Source organism: Kitasatospora sp. NPDC033851 (assembly GCF_055576085.1).
In genome coordinates this window covers 87265-112144 of record NZ_JBVIRL010000026.1, presented here as the reverse complement: position 1 = coordinate 112144, position 24880 = coordinate 87265, and the positions used below count along the sequence as shown (strand labels likewise).

The 24880-nt window shown below is 72.9% G+C and carries 20 protein-coding genes; 9 read left to right on the top strand and 11 right to left on the bottom strand.

The features are described 5' to 3' along the window. Positions 1 to 384 precede the first annotated feature (384 nt). On the top strand, positions 385 to 1752 hold the full coding sequence (locus ACZ51D_RS35015) for a carbohydrate-binding protein (RefSeq protein WP_465664566.1): 1368 nt from the start codon (positions 385 to 387) through the stop codon (positions 1750 to 1752). 216 nt (positions 1753 to 1968) lie between these two features. Here the strand turns inward: ACZ51D_RS35015 and ACZ51D_RS35010 are convergent, their stop codons facing one another. The 3 genes from ACZ51D_RS35010 to ACZ51D_RS35000 form a co-directional block, all read right to left on the bottom strand. Beyond that, positions 1969 to 5064 carry a hypothetical protein gene (locus ACZ51D_RS35010; protein ID WP_465664565.1) on the bottom strand — a complete coding sequence of 1032 codons (3096 nt, stop codon included), beginning with the start codon at positions 5062 to 5064 and terminating at the stop codon, positions 1969 to 1971. Then, positions 5064 to 6935 carry an HSP90 family protein gene (locus tag ACZ51D_RS35005; RefSeq protein WP_465664564.1) on the bottom strand — a complete coding sequence of 624 codons (1872 nt, stop codon included), beginning with the start codon at positions 6933 to 6935 and terminating at the stop codon, positions 5064 to 5066. The genes ACZ51D_RS35010 and ACZ51D_RS35005 overlap by 1 nt, the downstream gene beginning before the upstream one ends. Positions 6936 to 7072: 137 nt before the next feature. After that, positions 7073 to 8104 (bottom strand): hypothetical protein, encoded by a 1032-nt coding sequence (locus tag ACZ51D_RS35000; protein ID WP_465664563.1) that lies wholly within the window; start codon positions 8102 to 8104, stop codon positions 7073 to 7075. A 305-nt stretch (positions 8105 to 8409) separates the two neighbouring features. Between ACZ51D_RS35000 and ACZ51D_RS34995 the strand changes: the two genes are divergently transcribed. After that, positions 8410 to 8739 carry a hypothetical protein gene (locus ACZ51D_RS34995; protein ID WP_465622082.1) on the top strand — a complete coding sequence of 110 codons (330 nt, stop codon included), beginning with the start codon at positions 8410 to 8412 and terminating at the stop codon, positions 8737 to 8739. A 39-nt stretch (positions 8740 to 8778) separates the two neighbouring features. Here ACZ51D_RS34995 and ACZ51D_RS34990 read toward each other — a convergent pair whose 3' ends face one another. After that, positions 8779 to 9585 (bottom strand): hypothetical protein, encoded by an 807-nt coding sequence (locus ACZ51D_RS34990; protein ID WP_465622084.1) that lies wholly within the window; start codon positions 9583 to 9585, stop codon positions 8779 to 8781. Between the two features lie 237 nt (positions 9586 to 9822). Here ACZ51D_RS34990 and ACZ51D_RS34985 point away from each other — a divergent pair, with 237 nt between their 5' ends. Further along, positions 9823 to 10356 carry an RNA polymerase sigma factor gene (locus ACZ51D_RS34985; protein ID WP_360490592.1) on the top strand — a complete coding sequence of 178 codons (534 nt, stop codon included), beginning with the start codon at positions 9823 to 9825 and terminating at the stop codon, positions 10354 to 10356. An 88-nt stretch (positions 10357 to 10444) separates the two neighbouring features. Continuing rightward, positions 10445 to 11389 (top strand): alpha/beta fold hydrolase, encoded by a 945-nt coding sequence (locus ACZ51D_RS34980; protein ID WP_465664562.1) that lies wholly within the window; start codon positions 10445 to 10447, stop codon positions 11387 to 11389. On the opposite strand, the gene ACZ51D_RS34975 is transcribed toward ACZ51D_RS34980, so the two are convergent. Together ACZ51D_RS34975 and ACZ51D_RS34970 are read right to left on the bottom strand one after the other, a co-directional pair. Beyond that, positions 11363 to 11869 carry a hypothetical protein gene (locus ACZ51D_RS34975; RefSeq protein WP_465622090.1) on the bottom strand — a complete coding sequence of 169 codons (507 nt, stop codon included), beginning with the start codon at positions 11867 to 11869 and terminating at the stop codon, positions 11363 to 11365. The two genes, ACZ51D_RS34980 and ACZ51D_RS34975, sit on opposite strands and share 27 nt — an antisense overlap. A 163-nt stretch (positions 11870 to 12032) precedes the next feature. Continuing rightward, positions 12033 to 13475 carry a glyceraldehyde-3-phosphate dehydrogenase gene (locus ACZ51D_RS34970; protein WP_360490601.1) on the bottom strand — a complete coding sequence of 481 codons (1443 nt, stop codon included), beginning with the start codon at positions 13473 to 13475 and terminating at the stop codon, positions 12033 to 12035. A 445-nt stretch (positions 13476 to 13920) separates the two neighbouring features. Here ACZ51D_RS34970 and ACZ51D_RS34965 point away from each other — a divergent pair, with 445 nt between their 5' ends. From ACZ51D_RS34965 to ACZ51D_RS34945, 5 genes are all read left to right on the top strand, one after another. Further along, positions 13921 to 14391, top strand: a complete 471-nt coding sequence (locus tag ACZ51D_RS34965) for a GreA/GreB family elongation factor (protein ID WP_360490604.1) — start codon at positions 13921 to 13923, stop codon at positions 14389 to 14391. 249 nt (positions 14392 to 14640) lie between these two features. Beyond that, positions 14641 to 16074, top strand: coding sequence for an MFS transporter (locus ACZ51D_RS34960; RefSeq protein ID WP_465664561.1), 1434 nt, complete (start codon positions 14641 to 14643; stop codon positions 16072 to 16074). After that, positions 16062 to 16976: a formate dehydrogenase accessory sulfurtransferase FdhD gene (fdhD, locus tag ACZ51D_RS34955; RefSeq protein ID WP_465664560.1), complete on the top strand. Its 915-nt coding sequence runs from the start codon at positions 16062 to 16064 to the stop codon at positions 16974 to 16976. The genes ACZ51D_RS34960 and fdhD overlap by 13 nt, the downstream gene beginning before the upstream one ends. Continuing rightward, a complete protein-coding gene (locus ACZ51D_RS34950; protein WP_465664559.1) occupies positions 16977 to 17894 on the top strand; it encodes a LysR family transcriptional regulator in 918 nt (305 codons plus the stop codon). 102 nt (positions 17895 to 17996) lie between these two features. Continuing rightward, positions 17997 to 20369, top strand: a complete 2373-nt coding sequence (locus ACZ51D_RS34945; RefSeq protein WP_465664558.1) for an FdhF/YdeP family oxidoreductase — start codon at positions 17997 to 17999, stop codon at positions 20367 to 20369. Positions 20370 to 20401: 32 nt separating this feature from the next. Here ACZ51D_RS34945 and ACZ51D_RS34940 read toward each other — a convergent pair whose 3' ends face one another. From ACZ51D_RS34940 to ACZ51D_RS34920, 5 genes are all read right to left on the bottom strand, one after another. Further along, positions 20402 to 21703, bottom strand: a complete 1302-nt coding sequence (locus ACZ51D_RS34940) for a YhgE/Pip domain-containing protein (protein WP_465664557.1) — start codon at positions 21701 to 21703, stop codon at positions 20402 to 20404. 207 nt (positions 21704 to 21910) lie between these two features. Beyond that, positions 21911 to 22399, bottom strand: coding sequence for a protease inhibitor I42 family protein (locus ACZ51D_RS34935; protein ID WP_360490622.1), 489 nt, complete (start codon positions 22397 to 22399; stop codon positions 21911 to 21913). Next, positions 22396 to 22767 (bottom strand): hypothetical protein, encoded by a 372-nt coding sequence (locus tag ACZ51D_RS34930; protein ID WP_465622102.1) that lies wholly within the window; start codon positions 22765 to 22767, stop codon positions 22396 to 22398. The genes ACZ51D_RS34935 and ACZ51D_RS34930 overlap by 4 nt, the downstream gene beginning before the upstream one ends. 28 nt (positions 22768 to 22795) lie before the next feature. Then, positions 22796 to 24385, bottom strand: coding sequence for a cysteine peptidase family C39 domain-containing protein (locus ACZ51D_RS34925; protein WP_465664556.1), 1590 nt, complete (start codon positions 24383 to 24385; stop codon positions 22796 to 22798). A 3-nt stretch (positions 24386 to 24388) separates the two neighbouring features. Further along, positions 24389 to 24709, bottom strand: coding sequence for a hypothetical protein (locus ACZ51D_RS34920; RefSeq protein WP_465622106.1), 321 nt, complete (start codon positions 24707 to 24709; stop codon positions 24389 to 24391). Positions 24710 to 24880 lie beyond the last annotated feature (171 nt).

Below are 24880 nucleotides of genomic sequence, written 5' to 3'. Positions count from 1 at the left end.
CCCGGTGATCATGAAGCGTAGAGAACTCCATGATCGGGCGAACCGTGCCTGCCCTGCTACTACCGATTAGCTCGGCACCTACTGGCGGACGCCCTTACCCACGAGATCTCGCGGGTCGAAAAGCCAACTGACCGTTCGAGAGCTTGTCTAGACCAACTTCGAAAGCCGCCAACGCGCGGTGATCCGGAATCGAAGGCTCCTGTCCCCTGGCGTTCAGACTCGCGCTCCACCGGGTCTTGACCCATCCCACGAGACAGGTCTATACCAGTGGGAGCCTGCGGCAACCACCCCACACCCCTGGGCCGTTCGGCCTGCCGCCGCGCCACCCGCACCTCCGGCGCGAACGGGCGCCTCCCCCCACCGCCGTTTCCTGGAAGGCCTCCGATGGAACGTGCTATTCCCCCACACCCCGTCAGCCCGGAACACTCCACCGGCTCGCACCACTCCGCCGGCTCGGAACACTCCACGGACTCGCAACACTCCGCCGGTCACCGGCGCCGCTCCCGCCGGGCCGCCATCGCCGTGACCGGCGTGCTCGGCCTGGTCGCCGGGGGCGTCGCCGCACTGGCCGGCACCGGCTCCGCCTCCGCGGACACCGCCACCACCACCGCGACCGGCCTGGGCAGCAACTGGTACGCCTCCGCGCCGTACCTGATGCCCGAGGACAACAGCCCGCCGGACGCGGCCGCCGTCATGGACGCCACCAGTCAGAAGGCCTTCCAGCTGGCGTTCATCCTGGCCCAGGGCAACAGCTGCTCCCCCGCCTGGGGCGGCACCTCCTCGATCGACACCGACAGCACCATGCCGAACGTCATCCAGACCATCCGCGGCAAGGGCGGGGACGTCTCGGTGTCGGTCGGCGGGTACGGCGGCACCAAGCTGGGCCAGGTCTGCGGCACGCCGGAAGCGACTGCCGCCGGTTACCAGAAGGTGATCACCAAGTACCAGCTCAAGGCGATCGACTTCGACCTGGAGGAGCCCGAGTACGAGAACACCGCGGCCATCCACAACGAGATCGGCGCCGCGCGGATCCTCCAGCAGAACAACCCGGGCCTGTACATCTCGATTACCACCGCCGGCACCAACGCCGGCACCGGCTGGTTCGGCACCCAGATGCTCAACGAGGCCAAGTCCCAGGGCTTCACGCCGAACAACTACTCGATCATGCCGTTCGACGGCGGCTTCAACGGCGCGGCGGCGCAGACCGACGCGCTGGTGAAGTTCAACCAGATCCTGCAGAGCACCTTCGGCTGGAACGAGGCCACCGCGTACGCCCACGAGGGCGTGTCGATGATGAACGGCCGTACCGACGCCGCCGAGTACTTCCGCCAGGCCGACTTCCAGACCGTACTGGACTTCGCCACCGCGCACGGCCTGGCCCGGTACACCTACTGGTCGGTCAACCGCGACCGGCAGTGCCAGGGCCCGGTGGACCCGGGGCTGTCCGGCTCCTGCTCCAGTGTGGCGCAGAACGACTGGGACTTCACCAGGTACACGGTGAAGTTCGCCGGGGCGACCCCGCCCACCACTCCACCCACCACCCCGCCGACGACTCCCCCGACCACGCCGCCGTCCGGCCCGGGCACCCCCGGCACCTGCACCGCCCCGGCGTGGAGCGCGAGCACCACGTACAACGGCGGCGCCAAGGTCTCGTACAACGGCCACAACTACCACGCCAAGTGGTGGACGCTGAACGAAGTGCCGAGCGCCAGCGGCCAGTGGGGCGTCTGGGCCGACGACGGCCCCTGCTGACCGAACCGCGCACACCGACAGGACCGGCCGAACCCCGCGCACACCGACAGGACCGGCCGAACCCCGCGCACACCGACAGGACCGCCCGAGCCGCGCTCACCGGCCGAACCCCGCGCACGACCGTACGACGGAACCGCACGCGCGAGAGGTCCCGGGGTACACAACCCCGGGGCCCCTCGCCTCAGTTCGACGCTCGCGCCAGGCGGCCCTCCGGCGTCACTGCGGCGCCGCGAACCGCTCCCGCAGCTCCACCAGCACGTCCACCGCCTCCGGCATCCCGGCTGCCTCGCAGCGCGCGATGCCGGCGGTCAGCCGGGCCACCGCCGCCCCGGTGCGGCCGAGGTCACTGCCCTCGATCAGCGCGGCCAGCCGGACGGACTCCGCCCGAGGCGCCTCGGCCCGCTCGCCGCCCTGCTCGTACAGCGCGATGGCCCGCTCGACCTCCGCCAGCGCCTCCTCGTACCGCTCGGCGACGGCCAGGCAGCGCGCCCGCTCGTAGTGCGAACCACCGCGCAGGTACCAGGCGTTGTACTCCTGGCCGTGCTGCTCGGCGGTCGCGCCGACCGCGTCCGCCTCGGCCAGCAGGGCCAGCGCGGCGGCCAGCCCGTCCGCGCCATGCGCGCGCATCGTGGTCCGCGCCAACTCCCTCAGGGTGCCCGCCATTTGGTCGACCTGCGGGGCCCTGCCATGAGCCTCGCGGGCCCGCGCGAGCGCCGCCTCGGCCGCGTCCCAGCGGTCCGCCTGGGCGAGCGCCAGGGTGGCCTCGCAGGCGACCATGGTGTGGGTCTCCTGGTCCTCCCAGTCGGCCACCAGGTCGGCCAGCCGCAGGTACTCCTCGGCGGCGTCCCGGTACTCCTCCAGTTCGGCCAGGCCTCGGGCAAGGTCCAGCCGGGTCTGGGCGAGCATCCGGACGTCCAGCCGAGCCGCCGACGCGTCGAGCAGCACCGACTCCAGGACGGCGACCGCGTCCGCCACCCGACCGGTGTCACGCAGCACGTCGGCCAGCTGCAGCCGCACCTGGGCGGCTTCCTCGACGGCCTCCGGGCCCTTGCGGTCGTAGCGCGCGGCCGCCTCCGACAGCGCCCGGACCGCGCCACCGAGGTCACCCGTCTGCAGGCAGGAGTGGCCGAGCATCATGTACGTCGGCGCGTACGGGTAGGAGTCGTCGCCCCAGCGCACCGCCTCGGCCAGCGCCCGGTGGAACACCTCGCCGGCCTGGGCCGGTTCGCGGCTCTGCAGCAGCACCTGGCCGAGCAGGCCGAGCACCCGCGGGGTTTGCCAGGGCAGCTCGGCCGCGTCCAACTGGGCCAGCGTCTTGCGCAGTTCGGCGATCGCCTCGGCCGACCGGCCCTGCCGGGCGGCGACATCGGCGGTGTACTGCCGGGAGGTGGCGGCCCGACGGGCGGAGCCCAGCTCGACGGCGGTTCGGTGGTAGCCACCGACCGCCGCCTCGAAGCGCGCGAAGGGCTCGGCGGAGGGCTCGGCGAAGGGCTCGGCGAAGGGCTCGGCGGAGGGCTCGGCGGGGGGCTCGGACATCGCCTCGACCAGGTCGTGGTGGGCCGCGTAGGCGCGGGTCTGCAGCACGATCAGGTAGTCGTCGTCGGTCAGCTCACCGGTCGCCCTCAGCTCCTCGGCCCGGGCCAGCGCCGCGTCGAGCGCCGTCCAGTCGGCCGCCCTGCCCTTGCCGCTGTCAGAACCCTCGCCGCCACCGGAACCCTCACCACCCTCGGCGCCCCGACCACCGGCGTGCTCACCATCCTCACCGCCCTCGCGACCACCGGAACCCTCACCACCACCGGCGCCCTCGCCACTGGAGTCCTCGTCGAGGTCGACGATCAGTGTCCGGGTGCGCACCATCAGCGCCGCCCCGGGCATCCCCGCCGCCTCGAACAGCTCGGCGGCGGCCAGCAGCCTAGCCTTGCCCTCGGCGTGCTCGTCGCGCTGCAGCGCGTCGTGGGCGCGCTGCTCGGCGAGTTCGGCGCGCAGCCGCTCGGGGCTGCCGACCTCCGTGGCCTCGGGGTGGACGAAGTCCGGGGCCGCGACGCGCTCGGCGATCCGCTTCCAGAGCCGGTCGGAGTCCGGGTGCCCGAGCACGTCCAGCTCGCGGGCCCGGACCACCAGGGCGGTGAAGTCCTCCGGCTCGGCCTCGACCGCCCGGCGCGGCGCGGGCGCGAGGGCCGGGGCTGCGGCGGACAGCTCGGGCCCGACGGCGGCGCGCACGCCCAGGGCCAGCGGCTCGGTGAGCAGCGGTTCGACGGCCAGCCGGGCACGCCGCGCGGCGCTGACCGCGTCGGTGCCGTTGCGCGCGTCGAAGCGGGCGGCCAGCGCGTCCGCCTCGGTGCGCAGGTGGGCGAGCAGGGTGTCCACGGTCCAGGCGGTGCCGGCCGGGCCGCTGACGGCGAGCTCGCCGTGGCCGGCCCGGGCCAGGGCGGCGATCAGGACCTCGACGCCGGTCAGGAAGTCCAGCCGGGCGGCGGCCTCGCCGGTGACCGTGAACAGGTCGCGGTTCTCGGCGAGCAGTTCCAGGCCGCGCGGCTCGTTGCCGGACAGTGCGCAGAACTCGATGTGCCGGGCGACGGAGCCCAGCATCGACGACTTGCCGCGGGCGAAGCGGTAGCCGGTCAGGTGTCCGGAGCGGGCCTCGTCCAGCCGGCCCTGGCGCAGCAGCGGCAGCAGGGCGACCGACAGGCTGAGGTAGGGCTCCAGCTCGCAGGTGCTGTGCCCGCTCAGCACCGGGGCCAGTACCTCCAGGGCCCGGGCGTCGTCGCCGAGGTCGAGGAAGTGCCGGGCGCGGGACCGGGTCTCGCAGGCGTGGCAGTCGCTCATCTCTGAGCGCGGGCGGGCCGCCCACAGCTCGTAGGCCTCCTGGACGCCGACGCCGGTGAGGTCGGCCAGGTGGTAGCGCTCGGCGTAGTACGGCTGGAGGCCGAAGCCGGCCGCGCGGTAGCGGTCGCGCAGTTCGGTGAGCCAGCGGTCGACGGCCGTCAGCGGTACGTCCGGGTTGTCCCGGAGCGCGCCGGCCACCCACTTGAAGCGCCAGAACACCTGGTGGCGGGCCCACTCGCCGAAGCCGTCCGGGTCCTTGCCCCAGAGCCCCAGCACGCGGGCGAACACGACCGGGGTCTTGTTGCGCTCGCCGTCGTACTCGTAGGCCTCCATCAGCTCGAGCAGAGCCATCGAGCGGACCTTGGTGTCGTCGAACTGCTCGGCGGCGTCGACGAGTTCCTCGGCGGTGACGGTCCGGGTACGGCCGTACGGGCGGGAGTCGTTCTCGTGCAGCGCGGCCATCACCGCCTCGGGGGTGTCCAGCATCACGCCTCCTTCGAACCGTGGTGATCCGGGCCGCCGGCCTCGTGGCCGAGCATGGCATGGTCGAGCAGGCTGATGAACGAGCGGTTGAGCAGGGCGGACTCGCTGGCCTTGAGCGGGCGGCGGGTCATCAGCACGGCCTGCCCGTACAGCGCCTCGACGGCGGTGACGGCCAGCTCGCGGTTGGTCACCGTCGCGGCGCGGCGCACCAGCGGGTTGAGGTGGTTGAGCACCAGCTGGGCGCGGGGCACCTCGGCGCGCAGCGAGCCGAGGATGTCGGCCCACAACCCGTCGGCCTCGTCGGCGAGTTGGGCGCGGGTGCGCTCGTGCCGGGCCTCCCGGTTGTCGAGCAGCAGGGCGGGCGCGTTGGTCGGGTGGAAGCTGCGCAGGGCGACATCGCAGTCGAACCGGCCGACCACCTCGCGGGCGATCGCGAGGAAGACGCCCGCGGCCAGCTCGGCGGCCGGGTCGACGGTGTCCAGGTGCGCGGTGACGGTGCCCGGGTCGAGGTCGGAGACCGAGACGCCGGGGCGGATCTCGGGCAGCCGGTGGACCAGGTCGCGGTCGTAGGTGTAGCCGCCGTTGACGACGCCGAGGCCGGCCGCGCCGGCGATCGGGGCGACCTGGCGGAACTCCTCGACCGTGCGGGTCACCAGCACCACCGGGTGGCTGCGGGCGAACTCGTCCAGGGTGACGTTGCCGTCGGTGGTTTCGAACGGCAGCCAGGGCAGCATCATCCGCAGCAACTCGTCGTCGTAGCGCGCGAGTTCCTTGACCGCCAGGTGGTGGACGGACAGGAAGCGGTGCAGCAGCGCCGGGTCGCTCGCGGACAGGCCGGTCAGCCAGTCACGGATCCGGGCGCCGAGCGCGTCGCGGACGGCGGCCAGTGTCTCGTCGGCGTACAGGCCCTCGCGGGAGGCGGTGGGGCGCAGGCCGTCGGTGTCGACGACGCAGCGGAGGAAGAACGCCCAGTCCGGCAGCAGTTCGTCGGCCTGGTCGGAGAGCAGCATGCCCTTGAGGTGCACCCGGTGGCCGTTGCGGCGCGAGGGCGGGGCGGCGTCCGGCAGCACGTACGCGACGCCGCGCAGGCCGACCAGCGGCAGGTCCAGCTCGATGGTGTCGAGCGGGGTGAAGTCGAAGGTGGCGCGGCAGTACTCGCCGAGCGCGTCGCGCTTGGCCAGCGGGGAGGCGTACCGCTCGGCCCACGGCGGGGTGCGGTTGACCCGGTGCTCGGTGCCGCCCGCGTCGATCACGGTGACGTCGTGGCGCAGCAGGCTGCCGAAGTCCCGGGCGAGGGTGAGCACCCGGCCGGGGCGGGTCCACTCGGCGGCGTCGGCGCGCGGGGCCAGGGTGACGGTGGTGCCCGGCTCGGGCTTGGCCTCGGCGGGCAGGGTGCGGATGGTGTAGCTGCCGTCGGAGCTGCCGCGCCACTCGATCACCGGGGCGTCCGGGGTGGCGGCGGAGCGGGTGACGACGGTGATCTCGTCGGCGACCACGAAGCAGGCGAGCAGGCCGATGCCGAACTGGCCGATGAAGTCGCCGCGGGCCTTGGCCAGGCCGGCGCCGTCGAAGCGGCCGTCGGCGTCGCGCTTGGAGCTGCGGCCGATGGTGGCGAGGAAGGTGTGGACGTCCTTCTCGGTCAGGCCGACGCCGGTGTCGGTCACGGACAGCTCGTCGTCGGCGCGGACGGTGATCCGGGCCGGCGCCTCGGGGTCGAGGGCGCGGCGGGCGGAGATCGCGTCCACCGCGTTCTGCAGCAGCTCGCGCAGGTAGACCCGCGGGCTGGAGTAGAGGTGGTGGGAGAGCAGGTCCACCAGGCCGCGCAGGTCCACCTGGAAGGTGTGCGCACTCGTCGGGTTGTCGGTAGGGGACACCGGAGGCTCTTTCGATCGCGGGTGGGGTGGGTGACGTTCAGGGGGTAGCGGCTCGGTGTCAGGACACGGCCGGCGTCGCCACTGCGCCGGGACACGGTCGGCGTCCCTACGGCGTCAGGACACGGCCGGCCGCGGCCTCAGTAGGCGGCGCAGCGGTCGCGGTGGGCGCGGAAGACCTTGACCGGGTCCCCCGAGAGGTAGTGCCAGGGCGATTCGGTGACGGCCCCGTCCAGGGCCTCGAACAGCAGCCGGGCGGTCTTGCGCTGGTCGGCGAGCGAGAACGCCATCGCGAAGGTGTTGAAGCTGCCCTGCCAGCCGCGCGCCGGCGTGAAGTCCGGGTGCAGGACGGAGCGGAAGGCGGCCTCCTGCAGCTCGGCCAGCACGGTCGGGCTGGTCAGGTAGGCGTGGTCCTCGCCGTCCGGGAGGTCCAGCCAGTGCTCCAGGTGCGCGAGCGCCACCAGCTCGCCGAGGTGGCTGCCCTCGGGCGCGGCCAGCATCGCCGAGCGGGCGAAGTGGTGCATCTCCTCGTGCGAGCCGCCCCACTTGGCGGACAGCTGCTGCAGCCGCTGCCGGTGCGAGCCCCCGTGGTCGGGTGAGCGGCGCACGGCGGCCTCGAAGCGGCAGGTGGCGACCTCCGGGCCGAGCGAGGCGCCGCGGGCGCTGATCTGCAGGAAGTACCAGGGGGCGAGCCAGGACGGCTCGCGCTCGGCCGCCTCCAGCAGCTGTTCCTCGGCGGTGTCCAGCCGCTCGTGGAACAGCTTCCACTGCTCCTCGGTGACCTGCTTGGCCCGGGCGCCGGTGCGCGCCTCCCAGGCCCAGGTGATCTGCCGGGCGCCGGACAGCAGCAGCGCCACGGTGTCGTCCGGGGTGTCGGCGAGGACGCGGCCGGTCCACTCCTCGACCCCGGGCACGTCGGCGATCGCCCCGACGAGGTGGGTCAGCTCGGTGCCGTCCTCGACGGCGGCCAGCACGGGGCGCAGCGCGGCCCAGTCCCCGGCCTGGGCCTGCCCGAGCAGCCGGCGCAGGGACTCGTCCCCGAAGGCCGGGTCGAGTCGCGGCTCGGCACCGCGGGCCGCCGCCTCGGGGGCGCGCCGGCCGAACCCGAACCCGCGCCGCCCGGCCCGGTCCTGCGCGCCCTCCCCGCCGGAGCGGCGTCGGAACAGCGGCATGTGGTGGCCCCCTCGAACGTCATCGGCATCTTTCGCATGGCCGGCCGCACTGCGGCCACCCGAGATGAGTACATATCACGCTCGACTGACATCCGTTTCCCCAGCCCAACGCCCTGCCGGATCGGCGACCGGCAGGGCGTTGGGTGGGGCCGCACCGGGCACGGGTCGCAGACGGTCACGGGCCGAGCCGGGGACCATCCCGGGCCGGCACGGGCGGACCATCAGGGGTGACATCTTGCCGCCTGACAGCGATCTGCCACCGCCCACCACACCGCACGGGCCGACGATCCGTCAGTCTTGTGACCGTGCACCTCATCCGCCTCCACCTGCGCGCTCCCGACCGCCCCCGCAGCGCGGACCAGCCGACCCCCGAGGCCGAGGCCGTACGGGACGGGCTGGAGCGCGGGCTGCGCGGTCCGGTCCGGATCGGACACGCCCGGATCCTGGCCGGCCCCGGCACCGTGGACGCGATGGCCTTCACCCTCGCCGACCACCCGCTCACCGCCGAGACCGCGCTGACCGCCGCCTGCGCCGAGCTGACCGGCCCGGACGGCCCGCTGCCCGACTGGCGGGTGGCCCACTGCGCGGCGGACGACTGGCTCGGACTCGGGCTGCACGAGCCGGCCCAGCGCTGACGGGCGGGCGCCCCTGAGCCGGGCACCCGTCGTCGCTTCTCAGGCCGGGCCGGGCCCGGCGTCCGGCGTCGTGCCCGCCTGCGCCTGCTCGATCCGCTTGACCAGCATCACCGCGAACCGCCGCGTCGCGGCCACGTCCACCGGGCCGCCCTCGGTGGTCACGCTCGCCACCACGGTGCCCGAGCGCACCACGATGCCGACGCCCTCGCCCTCGGCCAGCGGCCCCTGGAAGGCCTGGCCCTCGCTGCCCAGCGCCGGGGTGTCGATCTTCTTGAACGGCCCGGCGGCGTACGAGGCGTACGACTCCTTGAGCCGGCTCTTGGCCGCGTCCCGGCTGGGCAGGGTCTCCACGATGAAGCGGGTGACCACGTCGCCCGAGGAGAACCGGACCGACGCGCTCAGCGGCTTGCCCGTACAGGGTTTGGCGGCGGTGCAGGTGACGCTGTGGTCGGCGGTGTCGACCTGGCGCTTCTCCTCCTCCCAGCCGGCCATCGCCTTGGCGTCCGGCAGCACCTGGCCGACCAGCTTGTCGTCCAGCAGAGCCGCCTCCAGGTCCGCACTGGGCGCCGCCACCGGGGCGGCCGCCGTGGGCGCGGCGCCGGGCGCCGAGGCCGCCCCGGACGCGGCCGCCGTCCCGGCCGGCACGGAGGGTGCGGCCGGTTCCGCAGGCGCGGACGCCGCAGCCGTACCGGCGGCCGTACTCGCCGCCGCCGTACTCGCCGCGCTCGGCGCCCCCGACGCCGTCCCCGCAGCGCCCTTCGACCCCCCGGACGAGCACCCGGCCAGCACCGCCGCCAGCACCCCGGCCGCAACCCCGGCGGCCATCCGCCGACCACCCATCCCCATCGCCCGCTCCCTCCGGCTGTCAGTGACCCCTCAACATAGCCGCAGCTCCCGCCCCCACCCACCGCCACCCCCGGACCCGCCGCCGCCCTGCCGTACCGACGGCCACCCCCAGGCCCGCCGACGAACCGTGCCCGCCGCTGCCGTGCCATGCCCACCGCCGCTGCCGTGCCCACCGCCACGGCCACCACCCCCATCCAGTACCGTCCACCCGGGGCGACGAGCAGCGACGGGGGCGACATGACAGGCACGGACGGGCGGCGGGAGGACCTGGGCGCGCTCGTGCGGGCCGCCCAGCAGGGCGATGCCTTCGCCCTGGACGAGGTGGTGAGCCTGCTCATGCCGTACGTCGGCCGGGTCTGCGCGCCGATCGCGCTGCAGGACGCTCCCGACGCCGCCCAGGAAGCGATGATCGCGATCGTCCGGAACCTGCGCCAACTCAAGTCCCCCGAGGCCCTGTTCGGCTGGGCCCGGGCGATCGCCGCCCGCGAGGCCGTCCGCTTCGCCACCCGCCGGTCCCCCCGTTCCGAAGCCGCCACCGACCGGGCGGACGACCAACCGGGCGACCACGACCCCGAGTTGGCCACCGACATCCGGGATGTCCTGGAACGCCTGCCGCCCGAACACCGCGCCGTCCTGACTCTCCGCCATGTCGAGGGCCTGGACGAGCAGTCGGTGTCCGAGATCCTCGATCTCCCGCTCGGGACCGTCCGTTCACGACTCTTCCGTGCCCGGCACGGATTCCGCACCGCCTGGGGCGCCGAACACCGCTGAGCCGGAAGGAATCCGCCGACCCCGGGGATTGCGGCGCCCTTTCCCGCCCTCTTCTCTCCTGAGACCACCACCCCGGAGGGACACCCCGATGACCGACCCCCGCCCGCTCCCCGACCTGCCCGGCGTACGGCACCACGACATCGAGTGCGCCGACGGCACCCGACTGCACCTCGCCGAAGCCGGCACAAGCACAAGCACAAGCACAAGCAGCGGCGCCGGCGCCGGCGCCGCCACCGGCACGCCGCTTCTGCTCCTCCACGGCTTCCCGCAGCACTGGTACGCCTGGCGGCACCTACTCCCCCTCCTCGACGGGGAGTTCCGCCTGCTCTGCCTCGACCTCCCCGGCTTCGGCTGGTCGCAGGCCCCGCACCGATCCGGCTACACGACCGACGACCGCGCCCGCCTCGTCCTCTCCGTCCTCGACCGACTCGGCCTGGAACGCGTCGGCCTGGTCGGCCACGACTGGGGCGCCTGGACGGGCTTCGAGCTGGCGCTACGCGCTCCCGAGCGGTTCACCGGCCTCCTCGCGCTCAACATGACCCACCCGTGGCCGCGGCAACGCGCCCTGCTCGGTACGGCCTGGCGGTTCTGGTACACCGCGCTGCTGGAGTACCCGGGCATCGGCCGCCGGGTCGTGCGCCACTACCCGGGCCTCCTCGGCCACCTCCTCCGGCGCGGCGTGACCGCCGAAACCCACTGGCCCACCGAGGAGTTGGCCGAGTACGTGGCGGCGGGCAGCACACCCGACGCCGCCTACGCCGCCGAACGGCTGCACTGGGGCTTCGTCGCCCGGGACATCCCTCGCCTGGCCCTCGGCCGGTTCCGGCACCGCCGGCTGACCGTCCCCACCCGTCTGCTCGGCGGCGCGCTGGACCCGGTGATCCGCCCCGCCCTGCTTTCCCCTGTCGGCGCGCCGGCGGACGACCTGACGGCCGAAGTCCTCCCCGGCTGCGGGCACTTCCTGCCGCACGAGCGCCCCGAGGAGGTGGCTGCCGCGATCCGCCGCCTATTCGCCGCCCGCGTCAGCCCCTGACCCGACCCGCCGCTCCAGCCGGTCCAGCAGCACCTCGCCGCGCCGGTCCACCAGCCCGCCGAAGAACCGCTGGACCGGCCCCGCGCCGGGCACCCGCAGGGCGGCGAGCAGGGCGAAGCGCGTCCCGTCGCCGTCCGGCACGGCGGCCATCCCGCCGAGCAGCACTCGGCTCTGCATCAGGCACCAGCCGCTGCGCAGCACGATGTCGAACCGCTCGCGGTGGCCGACCACGCTCACCGCGAGCCCCTCCAGCCGGTCCCCGCCCGCAGCGTCACCGCTCGGCGGCCCGACCTCGAAGGAGCGCAACCCGCCGATCAGCCCGGGCAGTTCACCGGACAGGTCGCCGGCGACCGACCACACCTCGTCGAACCCGGCCGCGAACCGCCGCTCCGCGAACAGCGGACGCCCGGCCCCAGCCGCCGCCAGCACCCTCAGCCGCCGCACCGGGTCCAACTCGACCGTCGGCCACCCGTCCGCCATCCCCACCCCTCCCACCACCCGAGTCCCGAGTCCCGAAGACCGAACCCCGAGTTCCACCGCCCGAAGCCCGCCCAGCACCGTACCGCCCCCGGCAGGACCCCGAAACGCCGGCGGGGCGGCGACCAACCGGTCACCGCCCCGCCACCGAATCCTCGCGGTCCGATCAGACCGCCGGAGCCGGGTACGTCGGGTACTCGACGCCCGAGATGTACTGCACGACCCGGACGACCTGGCACGAGTAGCCGAACTCGTTGTCGTACCACAGGTACAGGATCGCGTTGTCGCCCTCGACCTTGGTCGCGCCGGCGTCCACGATCGAGGCGTGGCGCGAGCCGATGAAGTCGCTGGAGACCGCGTCGGGCGAGTCGATGAAGTCGATCTGGCGCTTCAGCGGCGAGGTCAGCGAGACGTTGCGCAGGTACTCCAGGACGTCCTCGCGGTTGGTCTCCCGCTTCAGCTGGAGGTTGAGGATCGCGATGGAGACGTCCGGCACCGGAACGCGGATGGAGCTGCCGGTGATCTTCGCCTTGAGGTCCGGCAGGGCCTTGGCGACGGCCGAGGCGGCACCGGTCTCGGTGATCACCATGTTCAGCGGCGCCGAGCGGCCACGACGGTCGGCCTTGTGGTAGTTGTCCAGCAGGTTCTGGTCGTTGGTGAACGAGTGGACGGTCTCCACGTGGCCGCGGACCACGCCGTACTCGTCCTCCATCGCCTTCAGCGGCGGGACGATGGCGTTGGTGGTGCAGGAGGCGCAGGAGATGATCTGCTCGTCCGGCTTGATCATGTCGTGGTTGACGCCGTGGACGATGTTCGGGACGTCGCCCTTGCCCGGAGCGGTCAGCACGACCTTGGCGATGCCGGGCTGCAGGTGCTTCGACAGGCCCTCGCGGTCACGCCACTTGCCGGTGTTGTCGATCAGGATCGCGTCCTTGATCCCGTACTCCGTGTAGTCGACCTTGGTCGGGTCGTCGGAGTAGATCACCGTGATCTCGTTGCCGTTGACGACGATCTTGTTGTTCGCCTCGTCGACGGTGATCGTGCCCTGGAACTGGCCGTGGATGGAGTCACGGCGCAGCAGCGAGGCCCGCTTGACCAGGTCGTCGCCGCCGCCGTTGCGCACGACGATGGCCTTCAGCCGCAGACCGTTGGCCGAGGCCTTCTCGATCAGCAGACGGGCGACCAGCCGGCCGATGCGGCCGAACCCGTACAGCACGACGTCCTGGGCGGACCGGCGCTCCAGCTTGTTCTCACCGGTGGCACCCGCGACGGCCTGGGCGGTGAACTCCTCCACCGACAGGCCGCGGTCGTCCGCCTTGTACGTGGCGGCGAGCATGCCGAGGTCGATCTGCGAGGGGCCGAGGTCCAGGGCGGTCAGCGCACTCAGGAACGGCATCGTCTCGGTGACCGAGAGCTCCTCGCCGGCTATCTGCCGGGCGAAGCGGTGCGTCTTGAGGATGCTGACCACCGACTTGTTCACCAGGGAACGGCTGTGGCACAGGACGGTGACGTCCCGCTCCCGATGCAGCCGCCCGATGATCGGGATCATCGACTCCGCGATCTCCTCGCGGGTCATCCAGTCCGTGAACACGTCGTCGTTGACAGTCACAAGTCCATCTTTCGAGCTGAGGGTGTTGCGCACATGGTAGCTTCGCCCGCCCGCGCCCCCACCGCCGGTCCCTGCTCTCCCCCCTTCGGCCACCCCTCCCACCTGCGCTTTCCCCAGGGGCCCCACCCCATAAGGTGATCACCGCCACCCTCGGAAGCCACCGCGGACCCCGTCGACGGAACCGACCACGCAGCGCGCCCGAGCCGGACCGCGCGCACCTGGAGAAGCCCACCAAGCAACGGGATTCCCGGATCCGGACGATCGGTCAACGCCGCCACCCACGGCGTCGAGATCCGCACGACGTCGCACTGGAACGCACCACCCGGTCGCTGAGGGGAATCGGCTGCTCCCGCCCGCTCCGGGAGGAGTTGCCCGGGGCCCGGCGGGGTGGGGTAATGGGAGGCGACCGGAGTTTGAGCGTTTCGCGAGAGACCCGGGAGCAGGTATGACCGGCGGTCCCGAACCCATCAGTGCCGAAGGCCTGCACGCGGTGCAGGAGGAATTGGCGCAACTGCGGGCGGAGCGGGGGGAGGTGGCCGCGACGCTGCGTGGGGTGGAACCGGTGGGGGACCGGGCGGACGCCGCGGACGAGTTGCAGCGGGCGTCGGAGGTGACCCGGCTGGACCGGCGGATCGCCGAGTTGGAGGAGCGGCTGCGCGAGGCGTCCGTCGCCGGGGCGCCGTCCACGGAGGTGGTGGGCGTGGGGTCCACCGTCACCGTGCGGTTCGCGGACGGGGAGGAGGAGACCGTCGAGGTCGCGGAGCTCGCCGAGGAGCGGGAGCTGACTCTGGTGACCTACGACAGCCCGCTCGGGAAGGCACTGCTCGGGCGCCACGCCGGGGAGACGGTGCACTACGAGACGCCGGGCGGCGCGGCCAGCGCGGTCGTGCTGTCGGTGGGGCCGGGCACGGACTGAAGCACCGACGGAAGCCGTCCACGAAATCCCGTTGACGAATGTCGAAGCGGAATTCCCGATCGCTCGATCGAAGACATCTGCCGGGCCGCACCAAGGACCTCGACAAGTGCCGCCTATCAGCTCACATGAATTGCCTCTTTGACGACCGTGGACCACCGGAAACACACTGAAAGGGAGAAATCCAGGAAACCCGGAAAAGGGTCTGGGAGGACGGCCGGGCGCAACCGTCCGAGAGAGCAGAGCACGTAGATGCCCACCCGTTGGCTCCCCCGCTGGTTCCCCGCAGCGGCCGCCGTGGCCGTCGCCGCCTGGGGCGCGAACCAGTTCACCGCCCTGGCGACCGTGTACCGGGCGCGCACCGGCTGGTCGGCGCTGTCGCTGGCCGCCATGTTCTCGGTCTACCTGGTCGGGCTGGTCCCCGGTCTGCTGCTGGGCCGCTCCTTCGCCGACCGGTACGGCCGTCGGCGGGTGGTGCGCGGTGCGCTGGTCCTGTCCGCAGCCGCCAGCGCCGTCCTGGCGGTGGCCGACGAACCGGCCGTGTACGCCGCCCGGACGGCCACCGGTTTCGCCGCCGGTCTGGTGTTCCTCGCCGGGACGGCCTGGCTCCGGGAGCTCTCCGGCCCGTCCGTCCCGCCCGCGGTCTCGGCCCGCCGCGCGATGTACGCCACCGGGGCCGGCTTCTCGGCGGGCGCGCTGGCCTCCGGGGTGCTCGCCGAGTGGCTGCCCGGCCCGACGGTGCTGCCCGCGCTCGCCCACGCCCTCGGCTGCCTGCTGGTGCTGCGCGCCACCCGCCGCCTGCCGGAGACCGCACCGGGCCTCCGCCCGGTCCCCGGCCCGACACCCGGCCCGATCTCCCGCCTCGGCCCACGCCCCGAGCAGGGCGTCGAGCACAGCGCCGAGCACAGCGCGGCAGTGCGACACCCGCGGTTCCGCTACGTCGTCCTCCCCGCCAGCCCCGCCGTCCTCGGCGCCGCCACCGTGGCGTACGTCGTGCTGCCCCCGCTGGTCGCCGACCGTGTCCCCGGCTACGCGCCGCTGTTCGGCGGCCTGGTGGCGGCGCTCACGCTCGCCATGGGCGTGCTGGCCCAGCCCTTCGTGGCCCGGCTGGACGACCGCAGCAGCGCCCGGGCCACCCTCACCGCGATGGCCACCGTGATCGGCGGACTGCTGATCGGCGCCCTCGCCGCCGAGCGCGACTCGGTGGGGCTGGTGGTCGCGGCCGCCGTCGTCCTCGGCACCGGGTACGGGCTGACGCTCGGCGCGGGGCTGCACGAGGTGGAACGGCTGACGCCGAGGCCCCCCGCGCACTCCGCACACTCCGGGCGCCCCGAGCCTGCCGGCCCCGCCAACCCGTCCGGCTCCTCCGGCCCGACCGCCGCTTCGCTCTACCAGAGCACCACCTCCAGCGGCTTCCTCACCCCGCTGCTGCTCGCCGGAACGGCCGGCCACGCCTCCTACCCGGCCCTGCTGACCGGTATGGCCGCGGTGGGCCTGCTCTGCCTGGCCGTGACGGGCGCGCACAGCCGCCGTCACCTGCCCGAACCGGACCGCGCGACGCACCTCGACCGCCGGACGAGCGAGGATTCATCCGTAGAGTCCGCTACGACAACGTCCACGACACAGTCCACGACACAGTCCGCGACGCAGAACCCGCCGAGGAGCCGACGACCATGGGCCGAGTGACCGTACCGCGCAGAGTGCTGCGCCTGCGCCAGGGCACGCCCTCGTACCGCCCCGACACCCTGGCCGCCGAGGAGCCGATGGAGATCCGGGTCGGCGGGCGCCCGCTGACGGTGACCATGCGCACCCCGGGCAGCGACTTCGACCTGGCGGCCGGCTTCCTGGTCAGCGAGGGCGCGCTGCACGCCGCCCACCAGGTGGCCGGCATCCGCTACTGCGCCGGTGCCACCGCCGACGGCGGCAACACCTACAACGTCGTGGACGTCGTCCTCGCCCCCGGCGTGCCCGCCCCCGACGCCTCGCTGGAGCGCAACTTCTACACCACCTCCTCCTGCGGCCTGTGCGGCAAGGCCAGCCTGGACGCGGTGCGCACCACCGCGCCCTGGAGCGTCGCCGAGGACGGGCTGCGCGTCACACCCGCGCTGCTCTCCGCCCTGCCCGACCGGCTGCGCGCCGCCCAGAAGGTCTTCGACAGCACCGGCGGCCTGCACGCGGCCGGTTTGTTCGACGCGGACGGGCGGCTGCTCTGCCTGCGGGAGGACGTCGGCCGGCACAACGCGGTGGACAAGGTGGTCGGCCACGCCCTGCGCGAGGGCCTGCTGCCGGCCCGCGGCACGGTGCTGATGGTCAGCGGCCGGGCGTCCTTCGAACTGGTCCAGAAGGCCGTGATGGCGGGCATCCCGATGCTGGCGGCGGTCTCCGCCCCGTCCTCGCTGGCCGTGGACCTCGCCGAGGAGACCGGTCTGACCCTGGTCGGCTTCCTGCGGGGCGACTCGATGAACGTCTACACCCGCACGGACCGCATCGACACGGGAACCAACGGCACGGGAACCAACGACACGGGGAGCAACGCCACGGAACCGGCAGGCACGGAACCGGCCGACTCCGCCCCCGGGGCCGGCTAGATGCTGTTCCGCCAGCTCGAGTACCTCGTCGCCCTCGCCCGGGAGCGTCACTTCGCCCGCGCCGCCCAGGCCTGTCACGTCTCCCAGCCCGCGCTCTCCGAAGCCGTCCGCAAGCTGGAGGACGAGTTGAAGGTGCTGCTGGTGCGGCGCGGCCGCGCCTTCGAGGGCCTGACGCCCGAGGGCGAGCGGATCGTGCTGTGGGCGCAGCGGATCCTGGCCGACCGGGACGCCCTGCGGGACGAGGTGGACGCGCTGCGAACCGGTCTGAGCGGACGGCTGCGGATCGGCTCGGTGCCGACTGCCTCGGGCGCCGTCTCGCTGCTCACCGGACCGCTCTGCGCCGCCCATCCGCTGGTCACCGTGGAGTTGTCCACCGACCTGCGCTCCGAGGAACTCCTGCGCCAGGTAAGGAACTTCGAGATCGACGCGGGCATCACGTACCTGCCAGAGCCGGGCGCCGACGACCTGCGCACGCTGCCCCTGTACGAGGAGCGGTACGTCCTGCTGACCAGCCTGGCCGACGGCCTGGCCCGCCACCCGAGGGCGACCTGGGAGGAGGCCTCCCGGCTGCCGCTGTGCCTGCTGCACGCGGGCATGCAGGGGCGGCGGGTGCTGGACGAGGTGTTCGCCGGCCTCGGGCTGGCGCCGACCCCGCGGGTGGAGACGGATTCGGTGGCCTCGCTCTTCGCGCACGTGCGGACCGGGCACTGGGCGAGCGTCGTGCCCTACGCCTGGCTGCACGTGTTCGGCGTGCCGCACGGCATGCAGGCCGTCCCGTTGGTGGAGCCGGTGCACGGCGCGCCGATCGGTCTGGTGATCGCTGCCCGGGAGCCGGGCTCGGTGATGGCCCGCGCGCTGCTGGAGGTCGCCCGGCGCACCGGGATCGCCGCCGTCCTCGGCAGTCTCCCGAGCGGCTGACCGCTCCGCTCGCCGGTCCCGACCACCCGGCGTAGCCTCGAGCCGACCGCCGGGTGTCCGCCGAACTCCGAGCCCCGACCCGAGCGGGGGAAGGCGAGTGCCGTGACCACTTCCGACGACCGCGCGAACACCTCCGAGGGCGCCGCGACCACCAGCCGCGAGTCCGCGGACTCCACAGAATCCCCAGAGTCCGGGCGGGAAGCGGACGTCGGTCCCTCCCCCGCCGGTCCGCCGCGGTTCGCGCCGTACCACCACCCCGCCGCGGGCTGGGGCGCGGCCAAGAGCGTGACCCGCGTCCTGGCCCGCGAGGGCGCGTACCTGGACGGGCCGCGGGCGGTCATGCGGATGAACCACGAGGACGGCGGCTTCGACTGCCCCGGCTGCGCCTGGCCCGACGACACCAAGGGCCTGCACCTGGACATCTGCGAGAACGGCATCAAGCACGTCACCTGGGAGATGACCCGCAAGCGGGTCGCCCGCGCGTTCTTCGCCGCCCATTCGGTGACCGAGCTGTCCGGGTGGAGCGACTTCGCCTTGGAGGACCAGGGCCGGCTCACCGAGCCGATGGTCTACGACGCCGCCACCGACCACTACGTGCCGATCGGCTGGAAGGACGCCTTCGAGCTCGTCGGCCGGACGCTGCGCGGGCTGGACGACCCGAACCAGGCCGCGTTCTACACCTCCGGCCGGCTCGGCAACGAGGCGACGTTCCTCTACCAGCTGATGGCCCGCGAACTGGGCACCAACAACCTGCCCGACTGCTCCAACATGTGCCACGAGGCCAGCGGGCGGGCGCTGCAGGCCTCGCTGGGCACCGGGAAGGGCACGGTCGACCTCAAGGACTGGGAGGTCACCGACGCGCTGTTCATCCTGGGCGTCAACGCGGCCTCCAACGCGCCCCGGATGCTCACCGCGCTCGCCGAGGCGTTCAAGCGCGGCGCGCAGATCGTGCACGTCAACCCGCTGGTCGAGGCGGCGGCGACCCGGACGATCATTCCGCACGACTTCACGGACATGGCGCTGAACAGGTCCACCCGCACCGGCACCCTGAACCTGCAGCCGCGCATCGGCGGCGACATGGCGCTGCTGCGCGGCATGGCGAAGGCCGTCCTGGAGCAGTCCGCGACCGACGAGAAGGCGCTGGACCGGCTGTTCATCGACCGCCACACCAGCGGCTTCGAGGCCTACCGGGACGTCTGCGAGGCCACGCCCTGGGCGGAGATCGAGCGCCAGAGCGGGCTGGACCGGGCCGCCATCCTCAAGGCCGCGCGGATCTACCGCGACGCCGACCGCTCGATCTTCAGCTGGTGCCTGGGCGTCACCCAGCACGAGCACGGCGTGGACACCGTCCGGGAGATCGTCAACCTCCTGCTGCTGCGCGGAAATCTGGGCCGCGAGGGCGCCGGGCCCTCCCCCGTGCGCGGGCACAGCAACGTCCAGGGCAACCGCACCTGCGGCATCGACCACCGGCCGGCCGGGGAGTTCCTGGACCGGCTCGCCGAGGTGTGCGGGATCGAGCCGCCGCGCGAGCACGGGCTGGACACCGTCGGCACGATCGAGGCGATGCGCCGCGGCGCGGTCAGGGTCTTCGTCGGCATGGGCGGCAACTTCGCGCTCGCCGCCCCGGACACGCCCTACACCCACGAGGCCCTGGGCAGGTGCGAGCTGACCGTCCAGGTGAGCACCAAGCTGAACCGCAGCCACCTGGTGCACGGCCGGACGGCCCTGATCCTGCCCTGCCTGGGCCGCACCGAGAAGGACCACCAGCGCGGCGGGGTGCAGTCCACCTCGGTCGAGGACTCCATGAGCATGGTTCATCTCTCGGTCGGCATGAAGAAACCGGCCTCATCGCACCTGCTCTCCGAGCCCGCGATCATCGCCGGGATGGCCCGCGCGGCACTCCCGGACAGCCCCACCCCGTGGGAGTGGTACATCGAGGACTACAACCGGATCCGCGACACCATGGCGCAGGTGCTGGACGGCTTCGAGGACTTCAACCGCCGGGTGCGGCTGCCGCTGGGGTTCCGGATCAAGCAGCCGGCCCGCGAGCTGGTCTTCCTGACCGGCTCCGGCAAGGCCGAGTTCTCCGCCGCCCCACTGCCCGACGTCGTCCCCGAGCCCGGCACCCTGGCGCTCGGCACGATGCGCTCGCACGACCAGTGGAACACCACCATCTACTCGGACAACGACCGCTACCGGGGCGTGAAGAACCTGCGCACCCTGGTCTTCCTGAACAAGGACGACATGCGCGAGCGCGGCATCGCCGAGTTCGACCGGGTGGACGTCACCAGCACCGCCCGGGACGGCAGCACCCGCTCGGTGACCGGCTACCTGGCCGTCCCGTACGACATCCCGCGCGGCTGCGCGGCCGGCTACATGCCGGAGATGAACGTGCTCTGCGCGATCGGCGACCACAGCACGCAGAGCGACCAGCCGATCATGAAGCACCTCAAGGTGACGGTGACGAAGTCCTGACCCTTCCGGCCCTGAACGCCCCTGCCTAAGCGTCAGTCGGTCGGCTGGGGCGTCCAGCGGTGCAGGCCCTTGCGGTCGTAGTAGCGGGTCATCCCGAAGCCGAACGCCAGGGCCAGCACCACACCGACCGCGATCATGATCCAGCCGCGGGCCAGCCCGGCGTCGCCCCGGGCGTCGAAGAAGAGGATCGCCCGGATGCCGTCGCTGAGCTGGCGCATCGGTTCGAAGACGCTCAGGAAGCGGTAGAAGCCGGGCACCGCCTGCAGGGGGACGGTCGCGCCGGAGGAGGGCAGGGCCAGCGCGATGAAGACGAACATCGACACCAGCTGCCCGATCCCACCGAACGCGGCGTTGATCGCCTGCACCCCGAGGCCGACGGCGAGGCTGGCGCAGTAGGCGAAGAGCCAGAGCATCGCCTGGTGCGGGGCGTCCATGCCGAGGATGCCGACCGCGCCGAGCATCACCAGGCAGGTGGTGAGCAGCATGATCCCGGCCGTCATGATCATCTTGAGCAGCAGGGTCTGGGTACGGTTGATCGGAACGGTCGGACGGCGGGTGTGCCAGGGGCCGATCTCGCTGTCGCTGTAGCCGAGCGCGCCGTCGACGCCGTTGTGGATGATGTTGCCGCCGATGAAGCCGGTCAGGACGGCCAGCAGGGTGAAGTAGAAGGCGCTCAGGCCGAGTCCGCTGTGGCTGCCGATCGGGTGACCGACCTGGGTGGCGACGGCGATCGGGTCGGCGAGCAGCAGGCGTGCGGTGGCGCCGGTGTCCGGGCCCGGGGTGGTCGCGGCCGGGACGGCGGCCAGCAGTTCGCGGCCGGCCGCCTGGGAGGCCTGGTGGGCGGCGTTCTGGGCGATCTGCGCGGCCATCGAGGAGCCGAGGCTGCCCAGCCCGGGGTTGGTCAACACGGTCACGGTCGGCCGCTCGGTGGCGCCGCCGGTGACCAGCGCGGTGACGGCGGAGGTGAAGCCCCTGGGCACGAGCAGGGCGCCGTAGACCTTGCCGGAGGCGAGCTGCTCGCGCATCCCGGCCTCGTCCACCTGCCGCCAGTCGACGGTGCTGTCGGGCGTGCCGGCCACGATCGCCCTGGTCAGCTGGGTACCGAGGTTCGCCGGCTGTCCGGGCGGCGGCGCGCCCTGATCCGCGTTCACCAGGGCGATGGGGAGCCGGTGCAGATGCCCGGTCGGGTTCACGATGCCGCCCATGTAGAGCAGCGAGAGCACGACGGCCAGCAGGCCGCACAGGACGCTCGGGAAGAGCCACAGTTTAGGGTGCCGGGCGAGCGCCAACGCCCTCGCCTGCCGGGGAGCCTCCTGGGAACCTGCGGTCGCCATGCCACCCCTCGGGTTCGGGCACAACCTGGTGCGCCGCTGCCGGTACGGCGGGAAGACGTTCCGTGGCGACCGGGCGGCCAAACCCGCGTCACCCGGTTGGCCGCCGGGGCCGACGCACCCTCACCCCCTTCGCAGAGGGCCGGGGGTGAGGCACGTCAGCACGTCGACGGTTCAGCGCACGCCGACGGTTCAGCACAGGCCGACAGTTCAGCGCACGTCGACGGTGAACTGCCGCTCGTCCTGGTCGGAACCGCCCGGGCGGGCGGCGCGGTTGGGGTTGCGCAGGGTGATGGTGGCGCGGCCCGGGTTGGGGCCGGCGCGGAACACGAAGTAGTAGCGGCCGCCGGAGCCCGCCGAGCCGGTGGCGCCGACCAGGTCCTTCAGCCCGAAGTCCTTGACGTACTCGTCGCCCACGGACCGTACGGCGGCCGAATCGGGGGCCTGGGGCGCGGCCGGGTCGGGGGCCGAACCGGGGGCCGGGTCGGCCACCGTCCAGACCTGGCCGGTCACCCGGTGGGCGCTGACCTCGACGGAGAACAACTCTCCCGGCTTGACCGCCAGTTCACCGGAGGCCTGGGCGAACACCGTGCCGTGGTCGAGCTTGCCGGTGGTCATCCGGTGGACCACCACCGCGCCCACCACGCCCGCGACGGCCAGCAGGGCGACCGCCGCGATCAGGATCCGACGCCACCTCATGAGTTCGCCTCATGGTGATTGATCCGCAATGCCAGGACGGCGGCGACCGCGTCCAGCCAGCGGGCGACCAGCAGGTCTCCGGTCGCGTCCCCGACGACCATCGAGGCCGCCTCCAGCCAGCCGCGCGCCACCGCCGCCGCCGGGCCGGGCAGCGGCTCGGGCAGCGCGGCGGCGTAGCGGGTGCCGCCGGAGCGGACCACCTCGCCGAGGAAGACCAGGGCGCGCGGCATGGCGCCGAGCCGGTCGACGGTGATCGCGGCGGCCACCGCGCCGTCACCGAACAGCGTGGAACGGTGCGGGCCCGGAGCCGGCAGGCCGAAGCGCAGCAGGACCTCGACGTCCAGCTCGGCGAGATGAGAGTCGCTCATGGGGGGCGGGGTGGTGCTCAACCGGACCTCACTTGGGCATCTGGACGTGGTCGGCGATCGGCATGTTGCCGCCCTGGGCCGCGCCCTCCATGTGGTTGTTGACGAAGTCGCTCTCGCTCACCCAGACGGTGTAACCCCAGGGGTTGTAGATCTCCAGCTGGTCACCGCGGTGCCCGATGATCATCATCTGGTGGCCGTCCGGACGGAACCAGGTGTCCTCCTTGACTCCGATCGGCACCGGCTTGCCCTGGTCCACCGCCGACTCGACCTGGGCCAGCACGTCCTTGCGCTGCTCCGGGCCCTCCAGGTCGACGGTGTGGTAGCCCGCCCCGGTGTGCTTGCCGATCTCGTCGTTGGCGGCGTCCTTGGACTCCCCGTCGCTCATCCCGTCCTGCCACTCGTTCCACCAGTTCTTGGTGTCGTAGACGCGGTCGGTCTCCTTGAGCCAGCGGTCGTACGCGGCCTTGCCGTTGTCGTACTGCGGGTCGCCGGGGTGCCCGCCGGTGGTGAGCTGCAGGGAGAAGAGCGGGTCGACCATCGCCCGGGCGGTGACGGTCGAGCCGGCCACACAGGTCGGCTTGTCGCCCTGGTTCCACGCCACGCCCTGGTAGGCGGTGTCCGACTGGTTCCCGGAGGCGGAGTCGATCTGCACCGGGGAGAGGCGCTGGGCCAGCCAGGCCGGGTCGCCGCCGTGCTCGTGGATCTGGTCGTCGAAGGCCTTGATCTCGTCGTAGCCGTGCCCGGCGGCCAGCGCCTTCATCAGGTAGGCGCGCTCCTCGGGGGACTTGCTGCCGGCCAGCAACTGGTCGAAGCGGGCCCGGTCGGCGTCGCTCATCTTGTCCATGAACTGGCCGGCCCGGGTCACGTCGTTGGCCGTGAGGATGGACCCGAACTGGTCGCTGCCGGCGACCTCCGCGTCCGCGATGACCAGCTTGTCGGCGGCGCCGAGGCCCTTGTTCTTGAAGCGGGCCGCCAGCGCCTTGTCCGCCAGCGCGTTCAGCTCACGCGCGGCGGCGCGGCCGGCGTCCTCCGCCTTCACCGCCGCGTCGAAGATCGACTTGATGCCGTCCTTCGCCTTGGCGTGGGCGGTGTGCATCTTGTCGTCGTCCCAGTTGAACGGGTCCGGCGCGCCCGAGACGGTGATGTCGTGCAGCAGGCTCAGCGCCTCGCTCAGCGGCGCGTGGCCCTGCCCGTGCAGGGTCTGCGCCTCACTCAGCGCGGAGGCCAGCGCGTTGAGCTGGTCCCGGCCCTTGCCCAGCATGTCGCGGCAGCGCGTCAGGTCGTCGGCGGAGGCCTTGACCACCTCGGCCGCCTTCTCCCCCACCTGCCCGGTCCAGGCGTCCGGCAGGTGCTCGGCACCGACCCGCGCCACCTTCATCTGGATCTCGTCCAGCTGGCTGCTCGCCGTGTTGTACGAGGTGGCGAGCTGGCCGAGCTTGCCCGGGTCACCCTTGGGGGCCGGAAGCTGCAGGGCGTCGTGGACGGCGTACTTGAGGTCACCGGCGCCCCACATGCCGTGCGAGTCGTCGATGGTCTTCTTCAGCCGCTCGGCCTGCTGGCGCTGGTTGCCCAGGTCCACGCCGAACGGGCTGAGCGGGTTCGCGCTGTGGTCGGGCACCGGTCACGCCCCCTGCTGCTGGTACTGCTGGCCGACACCGTGATCGGTGGTGCTGTAGTTCGCCGCGCTGGTGTGCACCTTGCCGCCGAGGTCGTTCAACGCGTCGACGTTCACCCCCAGCTCGTCCTGCCACGCCTGCCAGAACGCCTTCGCCGCGTCACCCGCGCCGTACTCCCCGAAGGTCCCGTCGCCGGACATGCCCAGTTTGCCCAGCGCGTCCTTCACCGAGCCCACGTCCGTACTCGCCGCTATCAGCTGGTCGCCCGCGTCCCCGAGCTTGTCCGGATGGGCACTGAACCCCACCCCGGCACCGCCGCCGCTCATGCGCTTCCCCCGATTCCCGGTCGCTCCCTCCGTGGAGCGGCGGTCAGCATATCGGCAGTTCTGCCGCCCGCCCCGGGCCCGAACACCGGCTTGGACAGGTGCCCGCACAACCCGCCCGATCTACCCGGAACGATCACAGGATCAAGGGCATCCCTTGGTGCACCGTCAGGT

What these genes read in the sequence shown, in the direction of transcription:
- ACZ51D_RS35015 (WP_465664566.1), top strand. Translation starts at nt 385, where the DNA reads ATGGAACGTGCTATTCCCCCACACCCCGTCAGCCCGGAACACTCCACC.
- ACZ51D_RS35010 (WP_465664565.1), bottom strand. Translation starts at nt 5,064, where the DNA reads ATGCTGGACACCCCCGAGGCGGTGATGGCCGCGCTGCACGAGAACGAC.
- ACZ51D_RS35000 (WP_465664563.1), bottom strand. Translation starts at nt 8,104, where the DNA reads ATGCCGCTGTTCCGACGCCGCTCCGGCGGGGAGGGCGCGCAGGACCGG.
- ACZ51D_RS34990 (WP_465622084.1), bottom strand. Translation starts at nt 9,585, where the DNA reads ATGGGGATGGGTGGTCGGCGGATGGCCGCCGGGGTTGCGGCCGGGGTG.
- ACZ51D_RS34985 (WP_360490592.1), top strand. Translation starts at nt 9,823, where the DNA reads ATGACAGGCACGGACGGGCGGCGGGAGGACCTGGGCGCGCTCGTGCGG.
- ACZ51D_RS34980 (WP_465664562.1), top strand. Translation starts at nt 10,445, where the DNA reads ATGACCGACCCCCGCCCGCTCCCCGACCTGCCCGGCGTACGGCACCAC.
- ACZ51D_RS34975 (WP_465622090.1), bottom strand. Translation starts at nt 11,869, where the DNA reads ATGGCGGACGGGTGGCCGACGGTCGAGTTGGACCCGGTGCGGCGGCTG.
- ACZ51D_RS34965 (WP_360490604.1), top strand. Translation starts at nt 13,921, where the DNA reads ATGACCGGCGGTCCCGAACCCATCAGTGCCGAAGGCCTGCACGCGGTG.
- ACZ51D_RS34960 (WP_465664561.1), top strand. Translation starts at nt 14,641, where the DNA reads ATGCCCACCCGTTGGCTCCCCCGCTGGTTCCCCGCAGCGGCCGCCGTG.
- fdhD (WP_465664560.1), top strand. Translation starts at nt 16,062, where the DNA reads ATGGGCCGAGTGACCGTACCGCGCAGAGTGCTGCGCCTGCGCCAGGGC.
- ACZ51D_RS34950 (WP_465664559.1), top strand. Translation starts at nt 16,977, where the DNA reads ATGCTGTTCCGCCAGCTCGAGTACCTCGTCGCCCTCGCCCGGGAGCGT.
- ACZ51D_RS34940 (WP_465664557.1), bottom strand. Translation starts at nt 21,703, where the DNA reads ATGGCGACCGCAGGTTCCCAGGAGGCTCCCCGGCAGGCGAGGGCGTTG.
- ACZ51D_RS34935 (WP_360490622.1), bottom strand. Translation starts at nt 22,399, where the DNA reads ATGAGGTGGCGTCGGATCCTGATCGCGGCGGTCGCCCTGCTGGCCGTC.
- ACZ51D_RS34930 (WP_465622102.1), bottom strand. Translation starts at nt 22,767, where the DNA reads ATGAGCGACTCTCATCTCGCCGAGCTGGACGTCGAGGTCCTGCTGCGC.
- ACZ51D_RS34920 (WP_465622106.1), bottom strand. Translation starts at nt 24,709, where the DNA reads ATGAGCGGCGGCGGTGCCGGGGTGGGGTTCAGTGCCCATCCGGACAAG.